Origin of the sequence: Dethiosulfovibrio peptidovorans DSM 11002 (assembly GCF_000172975.1) — a bacterium.
Taxonomy (GTDB): Bacteria; Synergistota; Synergistia; order Synergistales; family Dethiosulfovibrionaceae; genus Dethiosulfovibrio; species Dethiosulfovibrio peptidovorans.
Genome location: NZ_ABTR02000001.1, coordinates 188,967 through 215,146 on the forward strand (window position 1 = coordinate 188,967; position 26,180 = coordinate 215,146).

The window sequence follows — 26,180 nt, forward strand, 5'->3', positions numbered from 1 at the left end:
CCAAGAGAACGAAGTATCGAGCCCGTAGAGCATAACTAGTCCGTCTACATCAGACGTCGGGATAATCTCGCTCCCTTTTTTGAGCCCGAGAACCCCATTCCACTCCTTCCACCCCAAAAACCCGTACCCCGTACTATTCAGGAATAAAAGTAGACAGCCCCATAATATTCATCCCAATAGACTTACACACACGACAAGATTCTGCCATAACGGCGCGACCATATCCCAGTCCCTGCTTAGTCGGACGGGTAGCAACGGCGTCTATATACCCCGCCTTCATCGGACCATGCTCTCCAATCCAGAACGTCCTCTCGGTAACCACGCAATGTGATGAGAGATCTCCCGAGTTATCGTGCATTATAACGTGAACTCCGGAGGTCCCCACAAAATCGAATAATTCGTCGGTCATAAAAGTCGATATCTTCACAGACAAGACGCCAAGTAGAATAAAAACGACGACGTTAGCTCAAAAGCCTCAACACGTTCTCGTGGGTCTGGTTCGAGTGGGCCAGAACCGACATGCCCGACTGGACCAGTATATTAAGCTTTGTGAACTCCATCATCTCCTTGGCCAGATCTGCGTCCACGATCCTTGATCTGGAGGCGGTCAGGTTCAAAGACGCCGTGTCCAGGTTGGTTATGGTGTGCTCCAGACGGTTTATCTGGGCTCCTATTATCGCTCTTTGAGACGAGACAGAGTCGAGAGCGCTGTCCAACACTGTTATACTCCTTGCGGCCTCTTCCCTGGTCCTCACGTCCAGACCGTCTATTCCAAGGGCTTCTGAGGACATATCTCCCAGATGAAGATCGACGTCCTCCCCCTCGTTGGCTCCTATCTGAAGGAAGGCAGAATTGTCCGCCAGATGAACGTAATGTTCGAATACCGAGTTACGATCGCCCTCGAAGGTTCCTCTTCCATCGTTGTAGACCACCCGGTTCAGCCCTATATCGCCTGATATATCTAGGGAGATGCCATCGGCTATTACAGCGGAGATTCTGTCACCAGCCTGAACTTTCGTGCCGCTGGAGACGGTCTTCCCGTTGTGAGCATCCGATACGGTCAATCGGAACTGCGCTTCCTCGGCCTCCTGGATTGTGGCAAAACCCAGAGCCTTCATCAGTTCCTCGCTTCCGTAAAAATGAAGCTGTTTATCCTTTCCTGATATCACCGAATGGGCCAAAAGAGTCGAGACCACCGACTCGTTCGCACTCTCTCCGGAGACTTTGTTGACGAACTGGAGTATCTCATTTTTATCCCTCTCGTTCATCAGGCCGGGACTATAGCCGTAGGGCACAGTGTCATCCTCGTCTCTCAACTGTCCGTCGTTTTGCATCATCAACTTCAACCATATCTGCTCGGAAATATCCTCCGCTAGCTTGCCGACCTCCGCCGTAGAGCCAAGAGACACGGATATCTCTCGGTCATCCTGCCGCACGGTAAGGGATTCCATATTACCATCTAGGATATACCTTCCGTTGGCATCGTAGAACTGGGCAATATCCTCGACACGACTGTAGTAATGGGCCTTACCAGCATCCATACCTTCCTCGTATATAACATCGAAGGACAATGCGTCATCGATGACATCGTCTCCATCGGGGTGATAATCATCGAACATCAGGGACAAGGTGCCGTCCATCACCTGATTCTTATGGAAATTACCCCCAGAAGGGTTAGCTATGTTGTTGGCCAGCTGATATATCCCCAAATCTACCTTGGAATTATCCAATACTCCCTCGTCGAATCGGAAGGCATGGGGCATATTAGTGCCCCTGTTGTCGGAGAACAGGTCTATCTCATCTATATCGGGCTGAAGCGCCGGGTCGGTCTGTTGGTCGTCCTCGCTTAGACCATCCTCAAAGCCACTAGCCGTCAAGGATAGGGTGAATCTGTCCCCATCGGTCCAGTTCTCGAAATCCCCCAGGGTGAACTCATCGAAGAAGAGACCTCCGAACTCTGAATCTCTGAAAAGGACCAACGGATTCGTTACCTCCGCAGGAATGATTGGAGGCTGAACGGATGAATCCTGGGCCGTGTTAGGTCCGCAGTTCATTCCGTATTCGTCCTCCTGTACGTACCACTCGTTGCCCTCACGATCTATTACGTGTCCCTGTATCCTGAACTTCACGACCTGATTTTCCGTCTCTATGACGTCGAATATCAGGGAACCGTTGTATTTATTGTATTCCTCCGATCCGGCCTCGTTCAAAGGACCGTAGGTACCGTCAGACCTGGTACCGTAGACATAGTTTGAGTACCCTACTCCCCCGATAAAACTCTTTATGTCCTTGGTCTCGCCTTTTTCCATCTTTCCGAAATAACAACTGGTGACCAAGGCCCCGGCGGATGGCTTCGTATCGCCCTGATAGTTTATCTCCGCCGTTATCCTATGGGAACCACCGTCGTCGTTTCCAGGCTCGCCTACGGTACTCCCGGCGTTAAAGCCCCCTCCTTCGGCCTGAAGGATGAGGGTTCCGTTATAATATCCCAATCCGGGGATGTCGCTGCTACCGTTGAGAGGATCAATATAGTAGCCCAGGAGGTTCAGGTTCTTGCCGTCCTCCACTCCTTCAGCCAGACGATATTGCGCCAGAGCCCCCCAGTCTCCGGGACTATTCTGACGAAAGGGGTCCCCGTCTATGGCGATGTTGGCAGTAGACTGAAAGTTACCTGCAATGGCCGGTCCGGTGTTGACGGCATCCAATTTGGCCGCCGCCGCCACGTTTATGACGAACTTGTCCCCCGCTTTCAGGTTGGCCGTGTCTATCTGAAGGTCGGTGAAATGAACGCCGTGCAGAGTTATGTCAGCTCCGGCCGAGAGACTAGCAAACTCCGCCGCGGTCAGCTCGTAGGGGGTCGTATCGGCAGTGGCAGGAAGCTCCGTGCCGTTTCGATCGAACCCCTTCGCCCTCACCGATAACACGCCGTTATCGAACTCGAACATCATAGACGCATTGATGTCGTTCTGCCTGTAGACCTCGGCGCTGGGTATCATGCTGGCCGGAGTTCCTCCGTTGCCGAAGTAATACGTACTGTCCCCGGCATAATAGGAATGAGAATACCAGGAATCGACACCGGCGGTGTTGTCCCAGTACGTACCCGCTCCAGATCTCTCCCCGTAGGTAAAAGATGTATTGCTGTCGACCGTTCCGAAATCGACGTTATGGGCAAGGCTGGCGGAACCTCCGATACCGGCAGCACTGCGGACCAACTGATTTATGGCTATTGAACTGTTGTCTAAAACCCCGTCGTTGAACGAATATGTTATCCCGTTGGTCACACCCAAATTATTCCCTGCATCGGTGTAAAGACCATCGTAGAGACTAAGCCCCAGATTATCGCTGACACCGACTACTTCCGCCTTGGTGTAGGTCATCCAAGAATCATTAGTAGCCAAATCCGAGCCATGGATATCTCCGTCGCCTATGGAGAAACTATCGTAGGTAAACCCGGCGATACCCATGGCTGCTGTCACCGCTGCGGCGTTCTCAGCCGAGGTTCCGCTGCCGAAGCCACCCTCCCATATCGTCGTGGAGGCTGTACCGTTTACCCTCGCAGCGTCGGAGGCCCTGTTCCCGTCCCACGTGACCTGAACGGTCATTCTGTCGTGGGCCTGAAGGGTCTGGGAGTTTGCGACCGCTGCTCCGCTGCTCTCGGTCGAGGACCACAGGGGACCGGCCGACTCGAACAGCTTCCTGTTTGCGTCCACCACGTTTCCCTGATCCGTCCCGGACTGGATCATCGATATCCTGCGTCGATCGGCACCGGTGGTGACGTTTGTTATGGACATACGACCGTCATGCTGCGGCGTGCCGTGCTCTGGCTGGGTCAGCCAGGCGGTGGAGAATCTGGCGTCGCCGTTTATGGCAGCGTAAGCCTCCTCCATGTTCATGCCCGTAACAGCTATGGTCGACGTCCTGTCGTAATCGAGGGCGTTTCCGTCGTCGTTGACGCCTCTGTCGGTGGTTATGGCTCCTCCCCATACCTCCGCCAGGGATCCATCGGAACCGGCTGTTATGTCTATCTTGTATCCCGAAATTAAGCCGTTGGAGAGACGAACCGTCCTGTTTTGAGTGCCAGCCACAGTGGAGAACGGGTTCAGACCGTTGTTGCCGCTCAGCACATCGGCTCCCAAGGCCGTATTGATCCCGGCGTTGAGGGTAGACACAATATCCAGTGCATCTTGGTCCCCGACGTTTATGACCACGTCGTGATTAACGTAGACCTTGTCGCCGGTATTAGCGAGAAGGTTGCCCCTGTTGATGGTCATCGTGCCGGGAGTGTAGGTCCCGGTGACTAGCTCGTTTATGGATGTCCCGTTCAGGGCTACCCGATAGTTGGTGGCGTTCGCCATGGAAAGACCGTGTAAGGGCCCAGGTCCAGTCGTGGCGACGGTGAAGCCTCCACCGATGACGGCGTTTACACCGTTTTGTAGGTTAGTGGCCATGGTGCTAAGGCTATCTCCCGATGTCCCTATGGTCGTCGTCCTGCCATCCCATACGCCGGTGGACGTGTGGCTTCCCCCTCCGTTTATGACAGAATCCAGGGACAGCTCTCCGGCAACGTCGCCCGCCGTGGTTACTGTGACGTCGTAGTTCTGGTGACCCGTCACGACGACATTGCCCTGGACCGCTCCTCCTCCTGCAACGGCAGCGGAAAAAGCGCTGGACGGCGCTCCCGTTATGGTCGTTGCGATGTTGGACAGGGTCATGTTGTTGAGGTTGCTCGTGAAGGTCCTGTTGTAGTCCCTGGCGGTTCCGTCGCGGATCGCACCGTTATTGATATTACCGTTAAGTCCCAGGCCATGGGCTCCGACCCCGTTTTCGGTCACGGTCAGAGCTCCTCCTGTGGAATTTTGTAGCCTTATGTACCTGGTATCTCCCGCTCCTTGGACCGACGCTGAAAATCCTGCTATCCCCGCTCCGTTGATCGCTCCCGCTATGCCGTCCATGTCCATGCCGCCGATGTTTACTGTGGTTCCCCCTATGTCGAGGTTGGCTCCAGCGAGGGTCCTATAGTGGGAGGTAACGTTTATCGAATTTCCCGCCGTCGAGGTGTAGTAAGTTATTGTAGCGTCGGTATCGGTGCTGGACTGATAGTCCAGGTTGACCGTCATGGCGGCGTTTTGGTGTGTGACGTACCTCTCGGTCAGGTTTATGTCGCCCACCATGAGGTCTCTACGGTCGGTGCCGGTGACGGCGTAATGAGTGAAGAGGTTCACCCCGTTGTTGGCGTTGGTTCCGACGGACACATCGCCAGCAGCACCCGATGCGTTTACCGTTCCTCCCCCGCTCAAATCGCTTCGGTAAACCTGAGAGGAGGAAGGCGTACCACCACCATTGGCCGTCACGGCGATCTCGGCGTCGAAGTTGGAGCCAGCCGCCCGACTGCTCATGTTGACCCCCTCCACCACTCCGGCGGCGAGGGCCGCGTCGAAGTCGGCCATCATGGGGACCCTGTCGGATAGTCTGACATCGTAAGTGCCGGGAGAGACAATGTTAGGGGTCGGTGAAACCTCGAGAGTTCCTCCGACAGTGGGGGGATCGGAATTCGCACTTCCCACATAGTAGCGGATACCACCGAAAGGATGTTCTCTAGTTTCCAAATTCCATATACCCTCGACCATGTTTAGTGCCGTCATCCCGACGAGACCGGATCCCTCTGCGTTGTTGACCACGCTGGCCTCGTGGGTTCCGTGCTTAAGGTACATTATGTTGCTCTTTTGGATATTTTCCATGCCGTTCGAAACGGTGCTGAAGGTGAGTTTGTAGTTTCCGGCAGCGGACTTGACGTTGTTCATCACGTCCTTGGAAAGCAGATTGTCGGAGACTACCACGCTTATGTCCGACGTGGAGGTACTCCACAGAGCTGCCATGCTGCCGTTGAGAAGTTTTTTTCTATTGAACTGGGTCTGGTTCGCTATGTCGTTTACCTGCTGCACCAGCTGTTCTATCTCGTCCTGAATGTGCCCCCTGTCTCCGGACGTTAGGACATCGTTGGCCGCCTGGACCGACAGTTCCCTCATCCTCTGGATCATGGAATGGATCTCGTTCAGTCCGCCCTCGGCGGTCTGAAGCAACGATATTCCGTCCTGAGAGTTCATTGCGGCCCGATCCAGCCCCTTTATCTGAGCCCGCATCTTCTCCGAGATGGCCAGTCCCGCTGCGTCGTCGGAGGACGAGTTGATCCTCAGCCCCGTGGATAACCGTCTGGTGGTTTTTTCAAGACGGCCGTTGACCTTAGATAGCGCATTGTGTGAAATTAAAGAAGCTATGTTCGAATAGATACGCAACCTCCACACCTCCATGCAAAAGGGCACAAGACTTCCCTGTCTCGTAGAAAACTTATAAGACTAGATAAAACGGATACGGTATATTTGTATCACTCCATCAGTTTTTCGACTACTTGAATAAGTCCTGAACTAATGGGCCGAAAGACCCTGACAAAGAAGGAATTAAGAATAGAGAGCTGCCTTCTAGTGCAAGTCAACCCTTTTCGTTTTCGGCAAAAAAAGCTTAAGGGTGTCTCTAAGAACTCACGTCCAAGTTTCCTCGGAGAGGTCGTTTCGGCTCTGCCCTGTCTCGCCCAAACGTATTCCCAACCTGCCTGTTTCGTACAGACCGCCTCGGAGGGCACGTCCTGTGCCCCCTCGGCTTGGGGCGACGTCCTGTCGCCCCATTCGTACTACACGACGGCAGGTCGGAAATACGGGCTCGAATGGGCTCCTCCGAAACGACCTCTCCGAGGACTGGAGTTTTCAGAGGTGCCCTTAAGCCATGAGAGAAAAGACAAATAAAGCTTTGAGCTTGTCATGTAATTAACGAATTCCTCTGCATCCTGATTCCATCCTCGCCGTCCCCGTAATATCCCGGCAAGGTAGCCACTTGGACGAAACCGTTTTTTTCGTAAAGAGCTCTAGCCCCTGAATTGGAGACTCTCACGGTAAGGCCGACCCCGCGGCATCCCCACTCTTCCCCTATGGCGTAGGCGGAACAGAGAAGCTGCCCTCCGATACCGAACCTCCGCCAGTCGGACAAGACCGCCAGTTGCATGATCCACACCAGTTTTTTTCTTCGCTCAAGGACGACAAACCCCAGGAGGGCGTCTTTTTTGAAAGCACCCATGTAGACGATCTCTCCCGAACGGTTTCTGAGATCGTCCATCACCGACGATAAAGGCCAGGGATTCCGGTTGGAACGAAGGTCTATGTCGACTATAGCCGGACCGTCCTCCGGCCCACAAAAATCTATGTCGAAAAGGATCATACAGCCCCTCCTAACGAAAAAACGGGCGAGGTCCCAAAGACCCCGCCCGTTGCGTCTAACAAAATAGACTATATATCCCTGACTATCATCTGATCCCTCTCGGGTCCGACTCCTATGATAGACACTGGGACACCGGTTTCCTCCTCTATGTAGCGGACGTAAGTTCTAGCCGCCTCGGGCAAATCGTCGAAAACTCTGACCGAGGAGATGTCCTCGTCCCAGCCCGGAAAAGAGCGGTATATCGGCTCGACACCGTTGAGATAACGGACGTTCCCGTTGAATTCGGTCCTGTCCTCCCCGTTCGATCGATAGGCCACGCAGACCTTTACCTCTCTGAGCCCGGTCAGTACATCCAGTTTGGTCAGGGTAATGTGGGTCATACCGTTGATCCTTACGGCGTAGCGAAGGGCGACCATATCGAGCCAACCACACTTTCTGGGACGTCCGGTAGTGGCGCCGTACTCTCCGCCCTTATCCCTCAGATACTGGCCGGTATCGCCCTTATCCTCCGAGGGGAACGGTCCTTCTCCTACCCTTGTGAGATAGGCCTTCACCACGCCGTAGACCTTCTCCACGTAGAGGGGAGCGACCCCCAGGCCTACGCAGCCTCCGGCAGAGGTAGGACTGGAACTGGTAACCATAGGGTAGGTTCCGTGGTCCACGTCCAGAAGGGTACCCTGGGCACCCTCGAGCAGAACGGTCTGTCCTTTGTTCAGGGCATCGTTTATGACTAGAGAAGCGTCGTCCACGTAAGGCTTAAGAGATTTACCCCAGCTCAGGGCCTGACGATATATTTCGTCGAAAGAGAGGGGAGCCTCGTCGTATATCTTGGTGAAAAGAAGGTTCTTCTCGTCCAGGTTGGACTCCAGCTTCTCCCTCAGAGCCTCAGGGTCCAGCAGATCCTCGACCCTTATACCGCAACGGTTGTATTTGTCCACATAGCAGGGACCTATCCCCCTGCCGGTCGTGCCTATCTTGCTACCCTGGTCCCTACTTGCCTCCTGAGCCTGATCGAGCTTCTTGTGGTAGGGCATCACCACATGGGCGGAACCGCTTATCACCAGACGGGAACGGTCCTCTCCCTTCCCCTGAAGCTCGGAGAGCTCGTTTAAAAGCTGCTCGGGGTCCAACACCACACCGTTTCCTATGACACAGGTCTTTCCCGAATACAGCATTCCCGAGGGAAGCAGGTGAAAGACGTGTTTCTTGCCCTCCACGATCACCGTGTGTCCGGCGTTGGCGCCTCCCTGATACCGGGCGAACACGTCCACCCGGTCCCCCAAAGAGTCGACGACTCGTCCCTTTCCCTCGTCGCCCCACTGGGCACCTATGATGGCTTCTACTTTTCCCTTCAAGGCAATTGCCTCCTAACTGGAGTGATAACTCCTGGTCCGACTCTTCGTCGGACAACCGAGCCATAATAACCTCTCCTATCGATCGGCGCAACCTTAATCTCCTGCTACCGCGACTTAACTAACCGACGACATCCTCCGAAATAGACAGGATGGGAGCTCCTCCGATAAGCTCCTCCAAGGTCTCTACTCCCTTTTTGAGCTGATCGTCCTTATCGTGCTCTCTGGACCACTCCCCGTCGACCTCTATGTCGGGAGATATGCCGATATGATCTATGACCGTGCCGTTAGGGGTATGATATCGGGCGATGGTCACGTATATGGCTGAACCGTCTATCAGGTTGAACAGGGTCTGAACCGAGCCCTTGCCGAAGGTCTTCTTGCCGACCAAGACGGCCCTGCCTCTGTCCCTGACGGCTCCGGCCACTATCTCCGACGCGCTGGCGCTTCCCTCGTTGACCAAGACCACCAGAGGAAGATCTGTCAAAACCCCGTCTGTAGCGTAAAGCTCTTCGTTGGCTCGCTCGACTCTTCCCTTGGTTCCAACCACCAGTCCACCGTTCAGGAACATATCGGAGATCTCAACCGCGGCGTTCAACAGGCCGCCACCGTTGTTTCGAAGATCTAGGATCAGACCTCTGGCTCCTTCGTTCTTCAGATCTATCACGGCCTTACCCAGATCGGAGGGGCTCGTATCCTTGAACTGAGACAGGCGGACATAGCCTATGTCGTCGCTGAGCATCTCGAAGCGGACGGACTCAAGCTTTATCTCCTCTCGGACCATTTCCTTCTTCAGAAGATCCGACTCTCCCTCTCTACGTATCCATACCGTGACAGGTGTACCTGGATCGCCTCTAAGGGAATCCACCACCTCGTGGAGATCCCAGCCTATGACCATCTCATCCCCTATCTTCACTATCTGGTCCTGAGGCTTCAGGCCGGCTCTGTCCGCCGGAGTGTCCTCTATAGGACTTATCACCAGGATAGCTCCGTCCCTCTGGCCTATGTATATGCCAAGGCCCCCGTATTTGCCACGAAGGTCCGTCTGCTCCTGTTCCAGCTGTTCGGGATCGACGAACCTCGTGTAAGGATCGCCCCAGGCGGAAACCATTCCGTCCATGGCTCCGTAAAGCAGATCCTTCTCCGTGACATCGTCGCTGGCCGCATCCACCTGATAGGCCTCTATGATGGCTCTGGCCTGCTTCATAAGCCAAAGGGAATCAAGGTCGAAAGGCGCCACCCTGTCGAGGTCTCCGTCCCGAGCCTGAGCGGCGACTATGCCCGAGACCAAGGCGGCTCCTATCAGAATCCCCAACAATATCTTTCTAGAGTTTTTCCACATAATCATGTCCTCCGTTCAAGCTACAGATACTTCAAGGGATCCCTGGCATCTCCGTTGACCCTGACCTCGAAGTGAAGGTGAGGACCGGTAGCCACCCCGGTATCGCCGACATTTCCTATGGGTTGACCGTCCGAGACCCTCTGCCCTTCGGAGATGAGAATCCGGCTGAGATGGGCGTAGACGGTGGAAAAATTCCCTCCGTTGTCCAATATTACGATCTGTCCGTATCCCCTCAGCCATCCGGCGTACAGGACATCTCCTTTTCCCGCGGCTCTGACCGTCGTTCCCTTGGGAGCGGCTATATCTATTCCGGTATGGACCGTCTTGGTCTTGAATACCGGATGGACCCTGGTTCCGAAACGGCTGGTAAGCTTGCCCTTAACGGGCCAGCGAAACTTGCCCCTATGGGGCGGCAACGGGGCCTGCCCACCGCCTCCGTCCTTATTGGATCGGGCAAGCTCCTGTTTCGCTTTTATGTAGGACTTGATTTTTGCCCTGATCTCCCTCTGGTCCTCCTCCGCCTCTTTGACGCTCTGTTGATAGGCGGAACGGTTCTCCCTAAGCTTCTTCAAGAGCCTGTTTCTCTCGGCGATCGCCGATTCTAAACGTCTTTTCTGGACCGCCAGGTCCTTCTTCTTGGCCTGAAGGTCCCTCTCCCTGGAGGACAATCCCTCCACTAGCTCCTGGATCCTCAGGGTCTCCCTCTCCACCTCGCCGATCAGATCCTCGTCCTGAGCCGCCAGCTTTCTAAGCAGATGACCGGTGTTCATAGCGTCGGCCACGTTCTGGGAGGACAGCAGAAGATTCAACTCCGCTGTTCCTCCGAATTTATATATGGTGACCAACCTCTCGGCGAGAAACCCCTTGATCCTCTCTATCTCCTTTTCCAGTCGGGAGATCTCCTTCTCCATCTCGGAGATCTCCCTCAGGATTTTTTTCCTCTTCAGTTCCAGGAGGGATATGCTCTGTTCCGCCACCTGCCTCTTCTGATCGAAACGAGCAAGCTCCTGAAGGTAGGCGGCCTCCCTCTTCTTGGATGCGTTTATGAGTTCCTGCTGGTGTTTTACCTGACGCTCCAATATCGCCATCTGGTGCTCCTCTTCCCTTATCCGACGATCGAGCTCCTCTGCCGTCATGGCAGCCCAAGACGAAGTGGACATGGCGGACAGGACCAGAAGAACCAGAGAAAAGATTCCCAATATCTTTTTCATGATCGACCCTCTGCCTACATAGGCCTCATGGCCTGACGGATGAAACGGCTCACAGCCATCCAGCTGCAAAGCCATCCCACCACAACACCGGTTCCCAGTAAAATCCCGTAGAGCCTGTACAGTACGTCCCAATCGGTGACGAATCGAAGCAAGGGAAGAGCGGAGGAGACCGAAGCTATTATATCTCCGTAGAAAAGATGTATGATCCCTATGGCCACAAGCGATCCTCCCAATCCGAGAAAAACCCCCTGGAGCACGAAGGGCATGGCAACGTATAGCCTGGTAGCCCCGACCAACAGCATAACCGATATCTCCTGTTTTCTGGAATAGACCGCTATACGAATGGTGTTGAACAGCACCAAAGCGCTCACGACGACGGCTATGATAAGCACCACCGCCGCGACCCTTCCCGACAACTCGGAGACCCTGGCAAGCCTTTCCGCCAGAGCACCGGCATACACCACGTCGTCCACCGAGGGCTGAGATAGGAGTTCCCTAACAATGGAAGGAACGTCCTGGGCCTTTTTGGCTCCTATATCGACAGTCCAAGGCAGGGGATTTTTGCCTAGCAGGGTGACGGCTTTAGCCTGATTCCCGAGCTTGGCCTTGAGCTTCAAAAGGGCGTCGTCCGGCGAAATAATCTTGACGGAAGACACCCAGGGGAGCCTCCTCATGGCATCCGCCACCGCTCGGCACTCCTCCACCGAATCGACGAAGGCCTGGATAGTGAGATCTCCCTCTATCGACGAGGTCACCTGTTTTATGTTCAAGGAAAATAGGGCGGTCGCCCCGACCAGGAAGAAAACGGCGGAGGCGGTCAGGAGGGTTAGAAAACTGACCCCCCAATGGGAGCCCATTGTCCTAAAAGTATCCCTGAGAGCGTATCTAAAGGTCGCCATCGTTTCGATATTTACCCCCTCTCTCGTCTCTGACGAGACGGCCTTCGTGAAGCTCCACGACCCTCTGTCGATAGGAGTCCACCAACGAACCGTCGTGGGTAGCGACTATCACGGTGGTCCCTGCGGCATGGATGGAAAGCAGCAGCTTCATGACGTATTCGGCCGTGTGGGCGTCCAGGTTACCGGTGGGCTCGTCGGCCAGAAAAAGAGCGGGAGAGCCGACTATCGCCCTGGCTATGGCAACTCTCTGCTGCTCCCCACCGGAAAGCTGGGGGGGCTTGAGATTACGTCTATGCCACATACCTACCCGGTCCACCGCCTCGTCCGACCGGGTTTTCACCACCCTGGGGGATAATCCCATGGCCTCTAAAGTAAAGGCGACATTCTCCCTGGCGGTGAGATGGGGAAGAAGCTTGAAATCCTGAAAAACGACTCCAATATCCCTCCTGTAATGGGGCAATCGGCCTCGCCTCAGCCTCCTTACGTTCACGCCGCCGACGGAGATCTGCCCTCTGCTGGGACGGACCTCCCTGGTTATCATCCTCAACAGGGTGCTCTTACCCGAGCCGGTCTCCCCTATGAGATACACGAAATCCCCCTTGGGGATCGAGAGATAGAGGTCGCTTATGGCCATTATGTCCGGTTTGAAAACCTTTGTAACCCCGGCCATCCTTACGTCCATACTATCGCCTCCTCATAGTCCACGCCTCCACGGCAGCCCCCACTATCTGCTGATACGTAAGGCCGTAATACTCCAGAAGCTCCTTGGGAGATCCGCTCTGCCCCGGTCTGTCGTCTACGGAAACGAAACGGATGGAGACGGGATAAAGGCGACACAGCATCGAGGCGACGGCTTCGCCCAATCCCCCTCTGGAGGAATGTTCCTCCGCCACTACGCAACATCCCGTACGATGGACCGACCCCAGTATGGACCTCTCCGGCAGAGGAGCCACCGAATGACAATCTATAACCTCCGCCGATATATCCTGCTGTTTCAGGATGGCGGCGGCCTTGAGAGATTCGTGAACCATGATACCACAGGCACATATGGTCACACCTGTTCCCTCGACCAAGGGGATCGATACGTTTATGGCGTCCTTTACCGTCGAATCGTCGTACAGATCCTCCGTCGGCTCTCCGGTCAACCTCACGTAGGCCGGCCCGGAGGCACCTGCTATCCTTCGCAGTATGGCCTCCGCCGAGACGCAGTCCGACGGAACCTCCACCGAGACCCCCGGCAAAGACCTGGTGAGGGCCAGGTCCTCCAGCATCTGAGCGACGGCGCCATCCTCTCCGGCAGACACCCCTCCGTGGGAGACTATCATCTTGACGTTGAGTCCCGGAATGGCGATGGCGGTACGCAAAGCGTCGTACCCTCGTCCGAGCAACCTTGCGGCTGTGGAAAACAACCACACGTGTTTTCCCTCCGAGGCCATCCCGGCAGCGGTGGCCACAGCGTCCAACTCGGCCATCCCCAGGTTGATGTACCTACCGGGGAAGGACTCGGAAAAACGGGTAAGCCAGTTGGAGGCCACGTCGGCGTCCAGTATGACTAGATCTGGATCGTCGGAACCCAGGGACAAAAAGACGTCGTCCAGAAGATCCACCATAATCCTATCGGTCATCTCTATCTCCGTTTCCAAGCTCCTCCAGAGCCCTTTCCGTCTCCATCCTCGAGAGGCCAGAATCCTTCTTACGTCCCTCTTCGAAAAAGGATACTCCCTTACCACGCATGGTCTTCGCTATGATCACCGAGGGGCGACCACTTTCACCCCTGATCGATGAAAAAGCGACGTCCAAACTGGAGAAATCGTGACCGTTCGCCAACGTAACGTTCCACCCAAAAGAGCGAAACTTATCCTCCAGAGGATCCAATCTCTTTATCGAGTCGACCGCCCCCCCCATCTGATCGCCGTTTTTATCGACCACCAATGTGACCGAGTCCAGGGCCATGTGAGAGGACGTCATAGCCGACTCCCACAGAGAGCCCTCCTGAAGTTCGCCGTCTCCGACCACACAGAAGACCCTTCCTTTTAAACCGTCCATCCTCATGGACAGGGCTACTCCGTTTGCTATACCCAGAGCCAGGCCGGGAGCTCCGGAGGACACGTCCACTCCGGGAGTCCTGGCCCCGTCGGGACGCCCCTGAAGCAACGCTCCGAGCCTTCTGAAGTTCCAAAGGGCCTCTCTCTCGAAGAAGCCCCTATGGGCCAGCACGGCGTACAACCCGGGACAACCGTGTCCCTTGCCCATAATCAGACGGTCTCTGTCCAAGGCCTTGGGGTTCTTAGGATCCACGTCGAGCTCCTTTTCGTAAAGGTACACCAGTATATCCAAAACAGACAGAGCGGAGGCAACGTATCCCGATCTGGCATTACCCACCATTCTGACTACGTCCTTTCTTATGGACATAGCCAGAGCTTCGAGACTCGAACTCATCCTCTAAACACCTCCCGCCAGGAATCCCTGAAAGTCTCCGACACGCCTTTTCGGCAACGGTCTATCCAGCCTCGATTAGGGGCCTCGGGATCGGGGAAAGAACCGACACCGTCCCAAAGAGGGTAGCCTACGGAGCGGCCGAAGTCCACCACCTTTGGATCGTAGGGAATCGCCGTTCCGGAAAGCCCGGCCAGAGACGATAACAGACAGAAATGCAGCCTCATACCGATTGAAGCGAAACCGGCGGCCCACACGGAGTCGTCCGCCCCCTTTGGCTCCACCACGTTGTAGACTGGCAAGATCCCGTCTTTATCGAGACGATCCAAGAGATCTCGGTCCTGTCCGCACATGGCAACCCCGACGACGGGAAACCCCTTGCGTTCGGCATAATCGGCTATAGCTCCGGCGGCACGAAACTCCAGATCGCCATCCCAGGGCCTCAGGTTCACCAACAGAGAGTCGCCTCGTCCTTGGGGTACGTTCAACGACATCACCGGATCGGGGCATCTCCTCGCCGGTATGCCCATTCGACCAGCTTCAGCCATGGAGTGATCGTCCCTCAAGGCAACCACGGAACAGGCCCTCAAGGCCAACGAGCTTATCCTTCGGCCAAAGCAAGACCGAAATGGCCCCAGGGAATTACCGAACAGCCAGGGGCTGCAACCTGCCGCCCTGGAGATAGCGACCACCCCTCCGTAATAGAGGACGGAACGGAAGCTGGTGACATCCTGAAACAATCCTCCACCGCCGAACAGGCAGTTACGAGACGAGCGACAAGCCCTCCATACCTCTGGCAAAGACCACCTGTCGAAAGCAGCGACCCCGTGGAGCGAGGAGGTGCCCTTCGTGTCGCCGGACAGCACCGCTACACGGTCTCTATCGACTCCTACCGACTCGAGCTCCTTCAGAACGGCGGCCAGTAAAAGCTCGTCTCCCAGGTTTCCCATCCCGTAGTAACCGCATATCAGGGAGACGAACCGCCTTTTCACGCCTCGGCACCTCTTCCATACTTCATGATAAACGGCAGGAAACAGAACCTAAGGACCACTATAGCCAAGAGTCCCAGCAAAATGCCGGTCCACCAACCGTTAAACACCCGGAAAAAAGTGATATAAAGAGCGGTATGGAAATGACAGAAGGTGTTCACCAAAGATGAAAAGGCTACGGTGGCTCCCAACCTCAGAACCTCCCTGTATCTGGGGATCCAATCGTTCCTTCGAACGTAGAACCACAGCATCAGACAGGGATAGCCCAGAAATGCCTCCTTGGTCCTGGGTCGCGTAACCAACAGATCCTCCAAAGCGTCCCTCATGGCTATCTCCCATCCCGGAACAGAGCTTACGTTACCGCTTCTGAATACCATCAACCCCGCCGCAGCGACGAGAAAACCGGCTATAAAAATCTCCCCCCATATGGGAGGACGTCCCATAAGCTCTCCGATATTCTCAGGGTGGACCTTCCTGTGAAGATCGTGAAACAGGACCACCAGAATCGGAAGAAAAAGGGTCAGTTTGACCCCGGAAAAAGGAATCAGCCTCATCATATAGAGAGGAGCGCTGTGGAACGATCCCACCGCCATCCCACCCAATATGGCCACCAAAGGACCGGCGATCAAGGCACGCCCCGGTTTTTTCCACCCCTCTAAAGCTATGAGAACCGCCTCGGAAGCGACGAAGGCTGTGGTAAAACCGCCGATAAGCTTGGCCGCCGAAGACACCCTCAGAGATATCAAAGCGAGGAGAACAGACAGCAAAGTAAAAAACAGGATCGCTTTTATGGAGACATCGTCCTCGACTCCCTTGAACCTTCGAGCCAAACCCCATAACGTCAGAAGACATATGAGCACCATGGCCAAAGCTCCGGTAGGAGAGGACCCCCAATCTGGCATGGGAGACGGCCATCTGTCGTCTATCCCTCTATCGGCAAGCCGATTTCTCAGCTCCGAGATATCGGAGGAATAGCGTTTAAGAGGGTCCCTGCCTCCTCCGAGAGGATCCACCCTAAAGAGCAAAAGCGAAACCGACCTCTCCGCAGCGGCCCGGACCATTCGGTCGACCATGGTCTTTCTATCGATCCGCCGGGACATAACCTCCTCGTCGGTCACGCTGTGCAGCGACAGAATCTTCGGCCACACGGCCCACTGTAACGGCTTGTCCCCTATCTGGCGTGAAAATTCCACCTGGGTCACGAAGAGATTTCTCTCCCGAACGATAGCGGCCAACCCCTTTATATCCGGATAGCCTGCCACGATCTCCCCCGAAGGCGAAAGCCCCACCACGTTGGGGAACCTCTCGCATATCAGCTTTAAAGGATTCACCACGGTTTCGGAAGACTGAGTTCCCACCGGAGCGGGACGATATATCACCGGCAAAGAAAGTTTAGCCGCAATCTCCAGGCCTCTCAGATCCGGTAATATCCCCCTAGCGACAAGGGTCTGTCTGGAAAAGGGAACCACGAAGACCGACTTGCCATCCACCGTGGAATGGCTTCCGTGGGGAAAGCGAAGGGACAAAAAATCCCTCCAGGTTTCGGCATAAGCCCCTTTAGAGTCGAACATCAGGGCCGTTCCCGCAAGGCCTTCGGGCAAAGAGGACAGGACCCTGACGGGCAGATCCTCTAACGGACCGTACCACAGGGGGAGCTCGCCGTTTTCCAGCTCACCTCCGGTAAACTCCCCTATCATGATCCCTCTGGAGCCGGAATCCACCAGCATCTGAAGGGTCTTCTCTATTGAGTTGCCCGACTCCACCGAGAGAGGGGGAATCTGTGACCAATCCACCAAAATCACCGAAGAACGCCTGTTCTTCTCCACGTTCCAACGGGACAAAAGGCCGGGAAGACTGAGTACGAAAACGAGCACACAGACCAACGCGAAGAAACGGCGCCATGAAAAACGCATTACATCACCTTCCATTGCTCAACCAGGGAAAATCCAAGATCGTCCAACATCTTCGAAACCAGATAGAGGGGCAGCCCCACCACGTTGAAGAAATCGCCTCTTATCTCCTCCACCATAAGGGCACCCACCCCCTGTATCGCATAGGCCCCGGCCTTGTCCGCTCCCTCTCCGGTCGCATGGTAGGCCACTATCTCATCTCTGGAGAGAGATCTGAAACGAACGCAGGACCTTTCGAACCGAGAGATCCGTCCCTCAGGGGAAACCAAGGCTACGCCGGTAAGGACCTCGTGTTCCCTTCCGGACAAAGATTCGACCATATCTATGCCGTCGGAAACGGACTCGGGCTTCCCCATCACCCTTCCGTCCAATACCACCACGGTATCGGCGGCCAGAACGATCTCTCCTTCGTTGCGAGAGGATACGGCATCGGCCTTCTCCAGGGCCAGCCTACGGACCATATCCTCCGGAGCCTCACCTTGGATGGATTCCTCGTCTACAGAGGGGACCTCCACGATAAAGGGCCAGCCCAACATGGAGAGCAACTCCCTTCTCCTAGGGCTTCCGGAAGCCAGGATAATCCTATCCAAGGCATCACCTCCCCAAAAAGACGGCGACGAGCCCCAGGATAACGCAATAGACGGAGAGACCTCTCCAACGTCCCAGGGTCACCACCTTACGAAGCAGAGAAAGAGCCCAATACCCGGACAGTCCTGCGACCAAAACCCCCAAGAACCAGCCGCTGGGCATGCCGGACGTAGTGAAATCAGCCAGCTCAAGTATCGACGCACCCAAAATAGCAGGAAGAGACAGCAAAAATGAAAAGCGAAAAGCCTCCTCGGAGGACAGCTTCAGCCCCAGCCCCGCCACTATGGTCGAACCGGATCTGGAGATCCCTGGGATAACGGCCAGCCCCTGAGCAAGGCCTATCGTAGCGCCGCCCAACACCGTCACAGAACCGGTTCCTCTGGGAAGGCGAGAGGCCACCCAGAGTAAACCGCCGGTAAACACGAGAGCCACTCCTACAGCAAAAACGGAGGTGGAAAGTCTCTCCACCAGAGGCTTGAGAGGCAAACCGATGGCAACGGTCAGGACGGTGCCAGCTATCATAGCCCATCCCACGGTCCATCCCGGTTTTCTTCGGTTTTCCCTTTTGGTCAGACCGGAAAACCACTGTCCCCCAAGCTCCATAACGTCTTTCCTGAAATACACCAGAGTCGCCAACATCGTGGCGCAGTGAAGAGCTATATCAAACGCCAGAGCTGGCTCCTTCCAACCGAGAAAGTTCTGGGCCAAAGCGAGATGACCCGAGCTGCTGACCGGAAGGAACTCGGTGAGTCCCTGGATCAGCCCGAGCAACAGCGAATGGATCATCTATCGAGCACCGTGATCAAAGGAATGACCCTAGGTTTGGTTCCTGCATACTTTCTAAGCAGATCACGGCAACGACCTCTAATCTTGTTCTCCAACACCTCCACGGTAACCCCTCTCTGAGAGGAGGCTTTTTTAACCGTGTGCCTTATGGCGTCGGAAAACTCCTTTCTCATGTGCTCAGCGTCGTGAAGGTGCATAAAACCACAGCTCTCGAACATAGGATCGGACAAAAGCTTGAACCTGCGATCGACGGTCATGGAGACAACCAAAACGCCGTCCTCGGCCAGATCCTTTCTCTCCCTCATGACGCTGCTCTCCAACTCGCCGAAGGCAAGGCCGTCAACCAGCACCGCACCGGCCTGAACCTTGCTCTTGGCCTGAGCCGACTTATCCGTTATAGACAGCACGTCGCCGTTATCCATCACAAAGGTGTTCTTGACCGGAACACCCATCTGATTGGCCAGCTGGGCGTGGCGAACCAACATCCGGTATTCCCCGTGAATCGGCACGAAATACTTGGGCCTCACCATGCTTAGCATCATCTTCAGCTCTTCCCTGGAGGCATGCCCCGATACGTGGGTACCCCAGCTCTTCTCGTAGATTACCTCACAGCGACACCGGAAAAGTCGGTTTATCATGTTGCTCACCATCTTCTCGTTACCGGGAACGGGGGTGGCGAAAACGGCCACCACATCCTTGGGGCCGAGCTTGACCCTGTGATGCTCTCCCTTGCTCATCAGCATCAGCCCGGAAAAAGGCTCGCCCTGACTGCCGGTGGTAACCAAGACCAACCTGTTATGAGGAACCTTGTCGATATCCTGCAAAGGAACCATCATATCGTCGGATATCTGAAGGTATCCCAGCCTACGGGCCAGGTCGACGTTGTTTATCATGCTTCTTCCGGCAAAAGCGATCTTACGGTTGAACCGGGCCGCCACATCAGCGACCTGCTGTACTCTGTGCAGGTTACTGGAAAAAGACGAAATTATCACCCTTCGGTTCCTCTGCTCTCTGAAAAGCCTCTCCAAAGTACCGGATATAACGCTCTCCGACTGAGTAAACCCCTCTTTCTCCACGTTTGTGGAGTCGGACATCAAGGCCAGTACGCCTTTCTTTCCCAACTCGGCGAAGGCGCTGTAGTCGGTTATCCTTCCGTCCACGGGGGTCGGATCCAGCTTGAAGTCTCCCGTGTGGATAACGGTCCCGATAGGGGTCTCTACAGCCAAAGCAACCCCATCGGGGATGGAATGACACACCGGGATGAATGAAACGGAGAAACATCCAAGTTTTACCTTATCTCCCGCCTTTATCTCCTTGAACTTGGGCTTGTAATCCGGCCTAGCCTCTCCCAGTCGGTGAGACGCCATACCCAATGTCAACTTGGTGCCGTAAACCGGAACATCCAGACCGGGAAGCACGAAAGGTAGGGCTCCGACGTGGTCCTCGTGTCCATGGGTAAGGAGAATGCCCTTAACCCTATCTTTATTAGCCTCCAGATATGTTGTATCGGGGATCACGAAATCTATCCCAAGCATCTCCTCCTCCGGAAACATGAGACCGCAGTCTATAACTATCATGTCCTCCCCAAACTCCAGGAGGTACATATTCTTCCCGATCTCACCTATTCCGCCTAGAGGTATAAACCTCAGTGTTCCGTCCTTCGGTCTCGTTCCCTTTCCCGGCCTTTTTCTCCTTCTAGGACGTCCCTTCCCTCGGCTCACGCCGTTCTTGCCGCCGTCTTCGCGGCCCGCCTGCCCCTTTTCGGGCTGATTATCGTTCTGTGCTTTATCCTGTGTAGTCACGTCGAATCACGACCTCCATATTCAATAAAATAAACCATGGTCGGACAATCCGACCCCTTGTTCTTCTCTTCCTTTTTCCGTTATTACTGCTCTGTCGAGATTGTCTCATTCCCCAGTATCTGATAAAATTGCCTTTCAACGACAAAAGCCTATCGAGGAGGTTTCAGCCTTGAGCGACAAAACTGCCGTCAGCGACGGAATCGAAATGACGAAAGAGGGATACGACCGACTCTACGAGGAACTCAAACGCCTCAGGAGCGAAGAACGATACGTCGTCGCCCAGAGGATAGAGGAGGCCCGTTCTTTCGGGGATCTCAGCGAAAACGCCGAATACGCCGCGGCCAAGGACGAACAGGCAAAACTGGAAAGCCGTATACAGAGACTGGAATATCAGCTCAGCAAGGCTAAGGTTATAGACTCGTCTAGCCTGGACGGAAGCCATGTGGCCCTCGGAACCACCGTTAAAATCGAGGACATCGGCAACAAGAAAACCTTCGACTACTCCATAGTGGGTTCAGAGGAAGCGGACCCCAAAAAGAGCAAGATATCCTCGATGAGTCCGGTAGGACAGGCTCTTATGGGCAAACATCCCGGAGACGAAATCAGCGTGAAGGTTCCCAATGGGATGAGAAAACTCCGCATATTGGAGATCCGGGTGAACTGATCCACCGGGAACAACTCTACTACAGAGACAAAAGACCTGCCGAGAGGCAGGTCTTTTTCTCTCAGTCTTTCGGTAGATCCCGAGGCTCCTCGAAAGGATCGTCCAGCTCGTTATCGCTAAACCTGACCGTGTTGTCCGGAAAGGCCGTAAGCTGGAAACTAAGCGAAGCCCAATCGTCGTCGTCATGCCGGTCATCCCTGTATGTCAATATCCATTTATAACAGCAGTTATTCTGGTAGGTCAGCTGATAGGCTATCTCGTCCATCCGGCTCCGATCCAGATCGTAGGCCCCGGTCAATCTAAGCCTGAACGTATCCGACAGAGAGAAACCGAAACGCTGATATATAAGTTCCTCCTCGTCGTAGTCGTCCCAGCTGTCCGAGTCGTCGTCGGTCTCCACCAAGGCGAAAGGAGAACGACCGTCAGCCCATCTCCTGACGTAAGCGGTACCGGCCTCGAAGCCCGATTCCGACCTGTAGACCGCCCCCACCGAAGCGTCGGTCACTTTCTGTCTATCGTTCACGTCTACATCGTAGCTGAAATCCCTGTAGGCAAGCCTCCAGAAAGGCTCCCATCTGCCGGTATCGCGACCTATTTTCCCATAAAGCTCGCCGCCCCAGCCGAACCTTTCCATCTCGGGAAGCCCCTTGCCGGTCTCCTCGTATCTTCCCCACAGAACTCCCATCCGAAAATACTGTCTCTCGTCGGAAGAAATCTTCCACCAGGGCGAACGAAGCGACAACTCGGGCATCCTCCAGAGGGTGGTCTTGTATGTACGACCGGCACGCAGCTCCTCTTTCAACGCCTCTCTCTGGGTCCATCGACCGTCCAGAGTCCAACCGTCGTTCTCCGCCACGAATCCCCAGGAAGGACGATATTCCTTTCGATCCGAGGACGACTCGTACTCCCAGGCGGTCTCTCCGTATATCTTCAACCAGGGAGCAAGCTCCTGATCTATCCTGCCGGACCACTCCAACCCCTCGTCGGACCATCCCATAACCGAAAGCGACAGCCGACCTCGGTCCCAGTAGAAAGGACCGGAAACCCCTAGGCCGATCCCCTTATCGGAATCGTACCCTAGTTTCGGCATGAACGAGTTGCCATCGCCGTGTTCCTGAAGATCCACCCTGTAATCGAAGGGATAGGTGAACAACAGAGAATCCCCTATATAAACCTGAGGAGAATTTACGACCACCTTCTCGTCCGGAATAAGCACCAACCTCTTGGCCTTGAGACGATAATGAGGATGTGGGGCCGAACAGGTGGTCACGGAGACCCCCTCCCATCGACCGATGGCCTCGTCGTCCGACAGAGCCCTGGTTTTCTTGGGAAGCCAACCCTTTCGGCGCGCAGCCGCCACGGTGGAGACCTCCATCTTCTCTCCCTTTATATAGACGAACTGGTCCGACTCGGACAGAGGCACGGCCGAAGAGGTCTCGTAAAGCGCCCCTTCCCTGGTGGTCAGATCGAACTCGGCCCTTTGACCTCTCATAACCTTGCCTCCGGAGATCAAGGTAACCCCCTTGCCCTCCACGGAATAGGCCTTGACCACGTTTCCTACCGTATCCATCTCCATCTTATCGGCGAACATCCTGATACCCTTGTACTTCAGGGCAGCGTTACCCTCGGCCACTGCTATGCCGCTGGCCTCGTCGAAAGACAGCTCGTCGGCGTTCAGAGAGGCAGCTCCTTCGTCCTCGTCCAAAGCCCACAGAGGGCACGCCATAAACATCAGAGCCACTATCGCCCAGATCCAGCTTCGTGCCACCATACCATAACCCCCTCCTGGACGACGACCCCTTCGGAGGGAGACGCCTCTGCGCTTTTTCCCGTCAGACTATAATGGTCTCCCGATATGGTCAATCCATCCGGAAAGGACCACCTATCGGAAGACGCCCCACCCCAAAGGATAACGGGAGCGATCCAATCGAAATTCTCTTTTTTCTCCTCGAAAATCCCGGTGCTGTCGCACAAGACCAGCCGATCTCCGGAACTATCGTACTCTCCCTCGGGAGAGGCCAAGCTCCATACGGAGCCGTCCGGCCCGACTCGACGACCGGTCACGTCCTTCAACTTCCCGATACTGCCTTCCTTGCTTACAGAACGGACCAGAAAAGTCCAGAGATCTCCGGACATACTCCTCCTGAGGGTAACGTCCTTAAGCTCAACGCCTCCGACCTCTCCGGCGAAGTTCGCGACCTCTAGATAATCGAGTTTAAGATCGCTGTAGAGCATGAAAGAAAATCCGACGACCACCGCGATTACCACAGAAAACCATAAAAATCTACCAGACAATCCAGAGACGACCTTCCTCGGATACCACCGACAGCACCTCGCTCTGGAGAACCCTTATCAAGACCAGTTTCTGGGCCACCGAGACCTTGACCCTGTCTCCTTCGAGCCATCTCAGCTTGTAACCGTCTCCCAGACACCAACGCAGAGGAGAACCGTTCGCCTTTTTTGAAAACGCCTCTTTATCCCCTCGAGAGGACGGAGCCAGCATCTCGTACATAGCGGAAGTATCGCCATCGGCCCAACAGGCCAGGAAAGCCTCCACCAGAGAATCACGAGACATCTCTAGGTCCGCAGCAGTAAAGCTGCCCTCGGAAATCACCGACTCCGAAAGATCCACCGACACCGCCATCGAGTCGCCGGAGGAGACTTCGGGTCTCTCCACAGACTCGGGCTTCTTCGTCAAAACCGGCCCTGGACCTAACCAGGCAGGAGGCTCGGTCTCAACAGGCGGTACCTTGACGGTCTCCGGTTCCTTTTCCACCTTGTCCGGCTTCGGCTTTTCCACCGGAACCTCCACCTTTCCTCCCGAGGAGGTCAAAACCGTCTCCGTCTCCACCGGAGGAAGCTCCACGATCCTCTGTTTGGCCTCCCCTGCGTCGTCCGAAGAAATCCCTCCGACGGAGGAAAAACCCTTAAAAGCAAATCTCTGCTCTCTATAGACCCCCAATCCCTTGAGGGAGAGGACGAAACCATCCTCCTGTTTTGGAAAAAACACCAACCCCTGGACCACACCCGAGATGGGCTGATCCAGCTTATCCTCGTAGGAAAGGGGAGCCAGAACTTCGCCTCTCTCCGGTATCATGAGAAGATTTTCCGACAGAGGACTCAAACTCAAAGGTTTGGGGCCGAAATGATACACGGTAACCAGAAAAGGCTCGGCCTGTCCTATTCTCAGCTGCTCTTTAAAGGACCGGAGATACTCCTCTTTCTGGGAGGGAGTATATCCTCTGGAGATGGCGTCCGCCTCGACCCAGGGCCCTACGAGGGCCTCGGGATAGTGGACGACCCACACGAGACAGTCCTTACCCCAATGGAAGGACGTACTGTTCTCGAGAATCCTGGTGGCATCCTCCAGAGGAGACGCCCCCCAGGAAGCGGAGGTCAAAAGTACGGACAAAAGGCAAGCCATACCCAGTTTTCTCAAGGACAAAACGTCTACCTCCTCCCGTCAGAGTTTGTAATCGATAACGGCCGATACCCCTACCCCCTGGACCCTGACGAATCTCTGAAGGGGATTTACCGAATCCACCGGCACCAGAATCTTAATCCTGAACCTGTCCCGGAAAGACGTCTCCAAGCTGGCCACTGCCTTGACCTTTACGACTCCGTCTTTTTTAGGACCTGCAACCTGAGCGGCACCTATCCTGGTTCCACTGCCGAGGGATACTATGGGAACGACCTTGGTGTGCCCCTCGACCTTGGCACCTTTGTTGAAGGTAACGGTGTTGATAAAGTCGTTTATAGGTCCCGCTACCTTGTCTATAACGAAACCTCCGACTGCAACTCCCGCCACGTCTTTAAGTACGTCTCCCAGGTCTATAGCCAAAGCCGGAGCCGTCCACAACCCTAAGGCAATCCATCCGGCGGCCAGAACGGCGCAAACTTTTCTCGATTTAGCGATCATAGATTGTCAACCTCCCTATCGGACAGTTCTATATCCTTCGACAATCGATCGTCCGGAACCTCTATAAGACTGATAAGACCTTCCGGAACGGGATATGACAGCACCGAGGTGCTCTCGGAAACCTCCATGTGGAAGATGGAACCGGCGGGAATCTCCTTGACGTCACCTCTTACCAGGAAACCACCGGCCAATCCCAAAGGCCCTAACAGAATAGCCCCAGCCAAAGAGCCTCCGACCGCGGCGATCTGGGCCTTTTCAGCCTTGGCCGCCTCGTTGGCTGCCTCTCCTACAGACAGAGGAACGGCCTGACGAGACGGGGGGATAAGCTCCTCAAAGGCGAAACGCACCTCGGAGGGACGGCCGAAACTTCTCGGCTTAGACACGCTCGAGACCGTTCCCTCGACAACAGATCCCTTAGGGGCAACCAGAACGTTACCGACGACCACATCCCTTGTGAGCTCGCCCTTAACCGTATCACCGACTGTCACAGAGGAAGGAGATATAGTCTCCAAAAGAGAAACCCTGACGACGGTACCGGACGGAACCACCACCGAGGACCAGACGACCGGCTCGGACACCAGCAATCCCAACATCCTCTCGAGCCTCATGGCCAGAGGACCGTCCTCCATGGCCTGCCCCTCCAGCTTTCTCTCGAGAGATCCTATTCTATTCACTATCGGTTTTACCGGCATGGAGACCTGTTCGGTTATCCACTCCGCTATGGACATCTTGAACAACAGCGAAGGCTGAGTATCGGTCCCCTCCTCCACGAAGCGGGCCAATGCGGCTTGACGCTCTGCCACCGTTCCCGGCAACTCCCTTCCGAAGAGGGCCTTCTCCACGCGGTTCAGCCGATCTATCAGACCTCCGGTTCCGACCTCTCCGTATACGATCTTCTCCATATCGTCCAGCCGCTTAAACGCTGGCGCCTCGTCGGAAGCCCAGGCTGCGGAACAGATAAGAAAAACCGCCGCGACGGCGAAAAACGCCTTAATTCGATCGTTCATGTTCAAGAC

General features: G+C 55.1%; 21 protein-coding genes. 1 reads left to right on the forward strand and 20 read right to left on the reverse strand.

Translation table 11 applies throughout. The annotated features are described in order from the left end of the window. Positions 1-133: 133 nt before the first annotated feature. From DPEP_RS13700 to DPEP_RS01050, 15 genes are all read right to left on the reverse strand, one after another. Positions 134-409: a GNAT family N-acetyltransferase gene (locus DPEP_RS13700; RefSeq protein WP_198003007.1), complete on the reverse strand. Its 276-nt coding sequence runs from the start codon at positions 407-409 to the stop codon at positions 134-136. Between the two features lie 52 nt (positions 410-461). Beyond that, positions 462-6,293, reverse strand: a complete 5,832-nt coding sequence (locus DPEP_RS00985; RefSeq protein ID WP_005658815.1) for a flagellin N-terminal helical domain-containing protein — start codon at positions 6,291-6,293, stop codon at positions 462-464. Between the two features lie 517 nt (positions 6,294-6,810). After that, positions 6,811-7,266 (reverse strand): GNAT family N-acetyltransferase, encoded by a 456-nt coding sequence (locus DPEP_RS12540; protein ID WP_005658817.1) that lies wholly within the window; start codon positions 7,264-7,266, stop codon positions 6,811-6,813. Positions 7,267-7,334: 68 nt separating this feature from the next. Further along, positions 7,335-8,621 carry an adenylosuccinate synthase gene (locus tag DPEP_RS00995; RefSeq protein ID WP_005658819.1) on the reverse strand — a complete coding sequence of 429 codons (1,287 nt, stop codon included), beginning with the start codon at positions 8,619-8,621 and terminating at the stop codon, positions 7,335-7,337. A 118-nt stretch (positions 8,622-8,739) separates the two neighbouring features. Then, positions 8,740-9,960, reverse strand: a complete 1,221-nt coding sequence (locus DPEP_RS01000) for a S41 family peptidase (protein ID WP_005658821.1) — start codon at positions 9,958-9,960, stop codon at positions 8,740-8,742. Positions 9,961-9,980: 20 nt separating this feature from the next. Next, positions 9,981-11,171 carry a murein hydrolase activator EnvC family protein gene (locus DPEP_RS01005; protein ID WP_005658823.1) on the reverse strand — a complete coding sequence of 397 codons (1,191 nt, stop codon included), beginning with the start codon at positions 11,169-11,171 and terminating at the stop codon, positions 9,981-9,983. 14 nt (positions 11,172-11,185) lie between these two features. Continuing rightward, positions 11,186-12,070: a cell division protein FtsX gene (locus DPEP_RS01010; RefSeq protein ID WP_005658826.1), complete on the reverse strand. Its 885-nt coding sequence runs from the start codon at positions 12,068-12,070 to the stop codon at positions 11,186-11,188. Beyond that, positions 12,057-12,752: a cell division ATP-binding protein FtsE gene (locus DPEP_RS01015; RefSeq protein ID WP_005658828.1), complete on the reverse strand. Its 696-nt coding sequence runs from the start codon at positions 12,750-12,752 to the stop codon at positions 12,057-12,059. The genes DPEP_RS01010 and DPEP_RS01015 overlap by 14 nt, the downstream gene beginning before the upstream one ends. A gap of 1 nt (position 12,753) precedes the next feature. Further along, positions 12,754-13,713, reverse strand: coding sequence for a transketolase family protein (locus tag DPEP_RS01020; protein ID WP_206740453.1), 960 nt, complete (start codon positions 13,711-13,713; stop codon positions 12,754-12,756). Then, the gene (locus tag DPEP_RS01025; protein WP_005658831.1) at positions 13,685-14,509 is read right to left on the reverse strand and encodes a transketolase; all 825 of its coding nucleotides are present in this window, start codon (positions 14,507-14,509) and stop codon (positions 13,685-13,687) included. The genes DPEP_RS01020 and DPEP_RS01025 overlap by 29 nt, the downstream gene beginning before the upstream one ends. Next, positions 14,506-15,498 (reverse strand): polysaccharide pyruvyl transferase family protein, encoded by a 993-nt coding sequence (locus DPEP_RS01030; protein WP_005658832.1) that lies wholly within the window; start codon positions 15,496-15,498, stop codon positions 14,506-14,508. Before DPEP_RS01030 ends, DPEP_RS01025 begins: the two co-directional genes overlap by 4 nt. After that, a complete protein-coding gene (locus DPEP_RS01035) occupies positions 15,495-17,408 on the reverse strand; it encodes a DUF5693 family protein (protein ID WP_005658833.1) in 1,914 nt (637 codons plus the stop codon). The genes DPEP_RS01030 and DPEP_RS01035 overlap by 4 nt, the downstream gene beginning before the upstream one ends. Then, positions 17,408-17,995 carry a Maf family protein gene (locus tag DPEP_RS01040; RefSeq protein WP_005658834.1) on the reverse strand — a complete coding sequence of 196 codons (588 nt, stop codon included), beginning with the start codon at positions 17,993-17,995 and terminating at the stop codon, positions 17,408-17,410. Before DPEP_RS01040 ends, DPEP_RS01035 begins: the two co-directional genes overlap by 1 nt. A 4-nt stretch (positions 17,996-17,999) precedes the next feature. Beyond that, on the reverse strand, positions 18,000-18,779 hold the full coding sequence (locus DPEP_RS01045; protein ID WP_005658835.1) for an undecaprenyl-diphosphate phosphatase: 780 nt from the start codon (positions 18,777-18,779) through the stop codon (positions 18,000-18,002). Beyond that, complete coding sequence (locus DPEP_RS01050) at positions 18,776-20,581, reverse strand: ribonuclease J (RefSeq protein ID WP_005658836.1); 1,806 nt, start codon at positions 20,579-20,581, stop codon at positions 18,776-18,778. The genes DPEP_RS01045 and DPEP_RS01050 overlap by 4 nt, the downstream gene beginning before the upstream one ends. 169 nt (positions 20,582-20,750) lie before the next feature. Here DPEP_RS01050 and greA point away from each other — a divergent pair, with 169 nt between their 5' ends. Continuing rightward, entirely contained in the window at positions 20,751-21,245 is a 495-nt protein-coding gene (gene greA / locus DPEP_RS01055) for a transcription elongation factor GreA (protein WP_005658837.1), read from the forward strand. Between the two features lie 61 nt (positions 21,246-21,306). On the opposite strand, the gene DPEP_RS01060 is transcribed toward greA, so the two are convergent. From DPEP_RS01060 to DPEP_RS01080, 5 genes are read right to left on the reverse strand one after another with little or no spacing between them, the layout of a single operon-like run. Further along, positions 21,307-23,016, reverse strand: a complete 1,710-nt coding sequence (locus DPEP_RS01060) for an LPS-assembly protein LptD (RefSeq protein ID WP_005658838.1) — start codon at positions 23,014-23,016, stop codon at positions 21,307-21,309. Further along, positions 22,986-23,540, reverse strand: coding sequence for a hypothetical protein (locus tag DPEP_RS01065; protein WP_005658839.1), 555 nt, complete (start codon positions 23,538-23,540; stop codon positions 22,986-22,988). Before DPEP_RS01065 ends, DPEP_RS01060 begins: the two co-directional genes overlap by 31 nt. Continuing rightward, positions 23,530-24,690: a hypothetical protein gene (locus DPEP_RS01070; RefSeq protein ID WP_005658840.1), complete on the reverse strand. Its 1,161-nt coding sequence runs from the start codon at positions 24,688-24,690 to the stop codon at positions 23,530-23,532. The genes DPEP_RS01065 and DPEP_RS01070 overlap by 11 nt, the downstream gene beginning before the upstream one ends. Before the next feature lie 18 nt (positions 24,691-24,708). Then, on the reverse strand, positions 24,709-25,164 hold the full coding sequence (locus DPEP_RS01075) for a hypothetical protein (protein ID WP_005658841.1): 456 nt from the start codon (positions 25,162-25,164) through the stop codon (positions 24,709-24,711). Further along, entirely contained in the window at positions 25,161-26,171 is a 1,011-nt protein-coding gene (locus DPEP_RS01080; RefSeq protein ID WP_005658842.1) for a hypothetical protein, read from the reverse strand. The genes DPEP_RS01075 and DPEP_RS01080 overlap by 4 nt, the downstream gene beginning before the upstream one ends. Between the last annotated feature and the right edge of the window lie 9 nt (positions 26,172-26,180).

Bases quoted from the DNA above. Each gene is read 5' to 3' on its own strand.
- DPEP_RS13700 (WP_198003007.1), bottom strand. From the start codon at position 409: ATGACCGACGAATTATTCGATTTTGTGGGGACCTCCGGAGTTCACGTT.
- DPEP_RS12540 (WP_005658817.1), bottom strand. From the start codon at position 7,266: ATGATCCTTTTCGACATAGATTTTTGTGGGCCGGAGGACGGTCCGGCT.
- DPEP_RS01000 (WP_005658821.1), bottom strand. From the start codon at position 9,960: ATGTGGAAAAACTCTAGAAAGATATTGTTGGGGATTCTGATAGGAGCC.
- DPEP_RS01005 (WP_005658823.1), bottom strand. From the start codon at position 11,171: ATGAAAAAGATATTGGGAATCTTTTCTCTGGTTCTTCTGGTCCTGTCC.
- DPEP_RS01010 (WP_005658826.1), bottom strand. From the start codon at position 12,070: ATGGCGACCTTTAGATACGCTCTCAGGGATACTTTTAGGACAATGGGC.
- DPEP_RS01015 (WP_005658828.1), bottom strand. From the start codon at position 12,752: ATGGACGTAAGGATGGCCGGGGTTACAAAGGTTTTCAAACCGGACATA.
- DPEP_RS01025 (WP_005658831.1), bottom strand. From the start codon at position 14,509: ATGAGTTCGAGTCTCGAAGCTCTGGCTATGTCCATAAGAAAGGACGTA.
- DPEP_RS01035 (WP_005658833.1), bottom strand. From the start codon at position 17,408: ATGCGTTTTTCATGGCGCCGTTTCTTCGCGTTGGTCTGTGTGCTCGTT.
- DPEP_RS01045 (WP_005658835.1), bottom strand. From the start codon at position 18,779: ATGATCCATTCGCTGTTGCTCGGGCTGATCCAGGGACTCACCGAGTTC.
- DPEP_RS01060 (WP_005658838.1), bottom strand. From the start codon at position 23,016: ATGGTGGCACGAAGCTGGATCTGGGCGATAGTGGCTCTGATGTTTATG.
- DPEP_RS01075 (WP_005658841.1), bottom strand. From the start codon at position 25,164: ATGATCGCTAAATCGAGAAAAGTTTGCGCCGTTCTGGCCGCCGGATGG.
- DPEP_RS01080 (WP_005658842.1), bottom strand. From the start codon at position 26,171: ATGAACGATCGAATTAAGGCGTTTTTCGCCGTCGCGGCGGTTTTTCTT.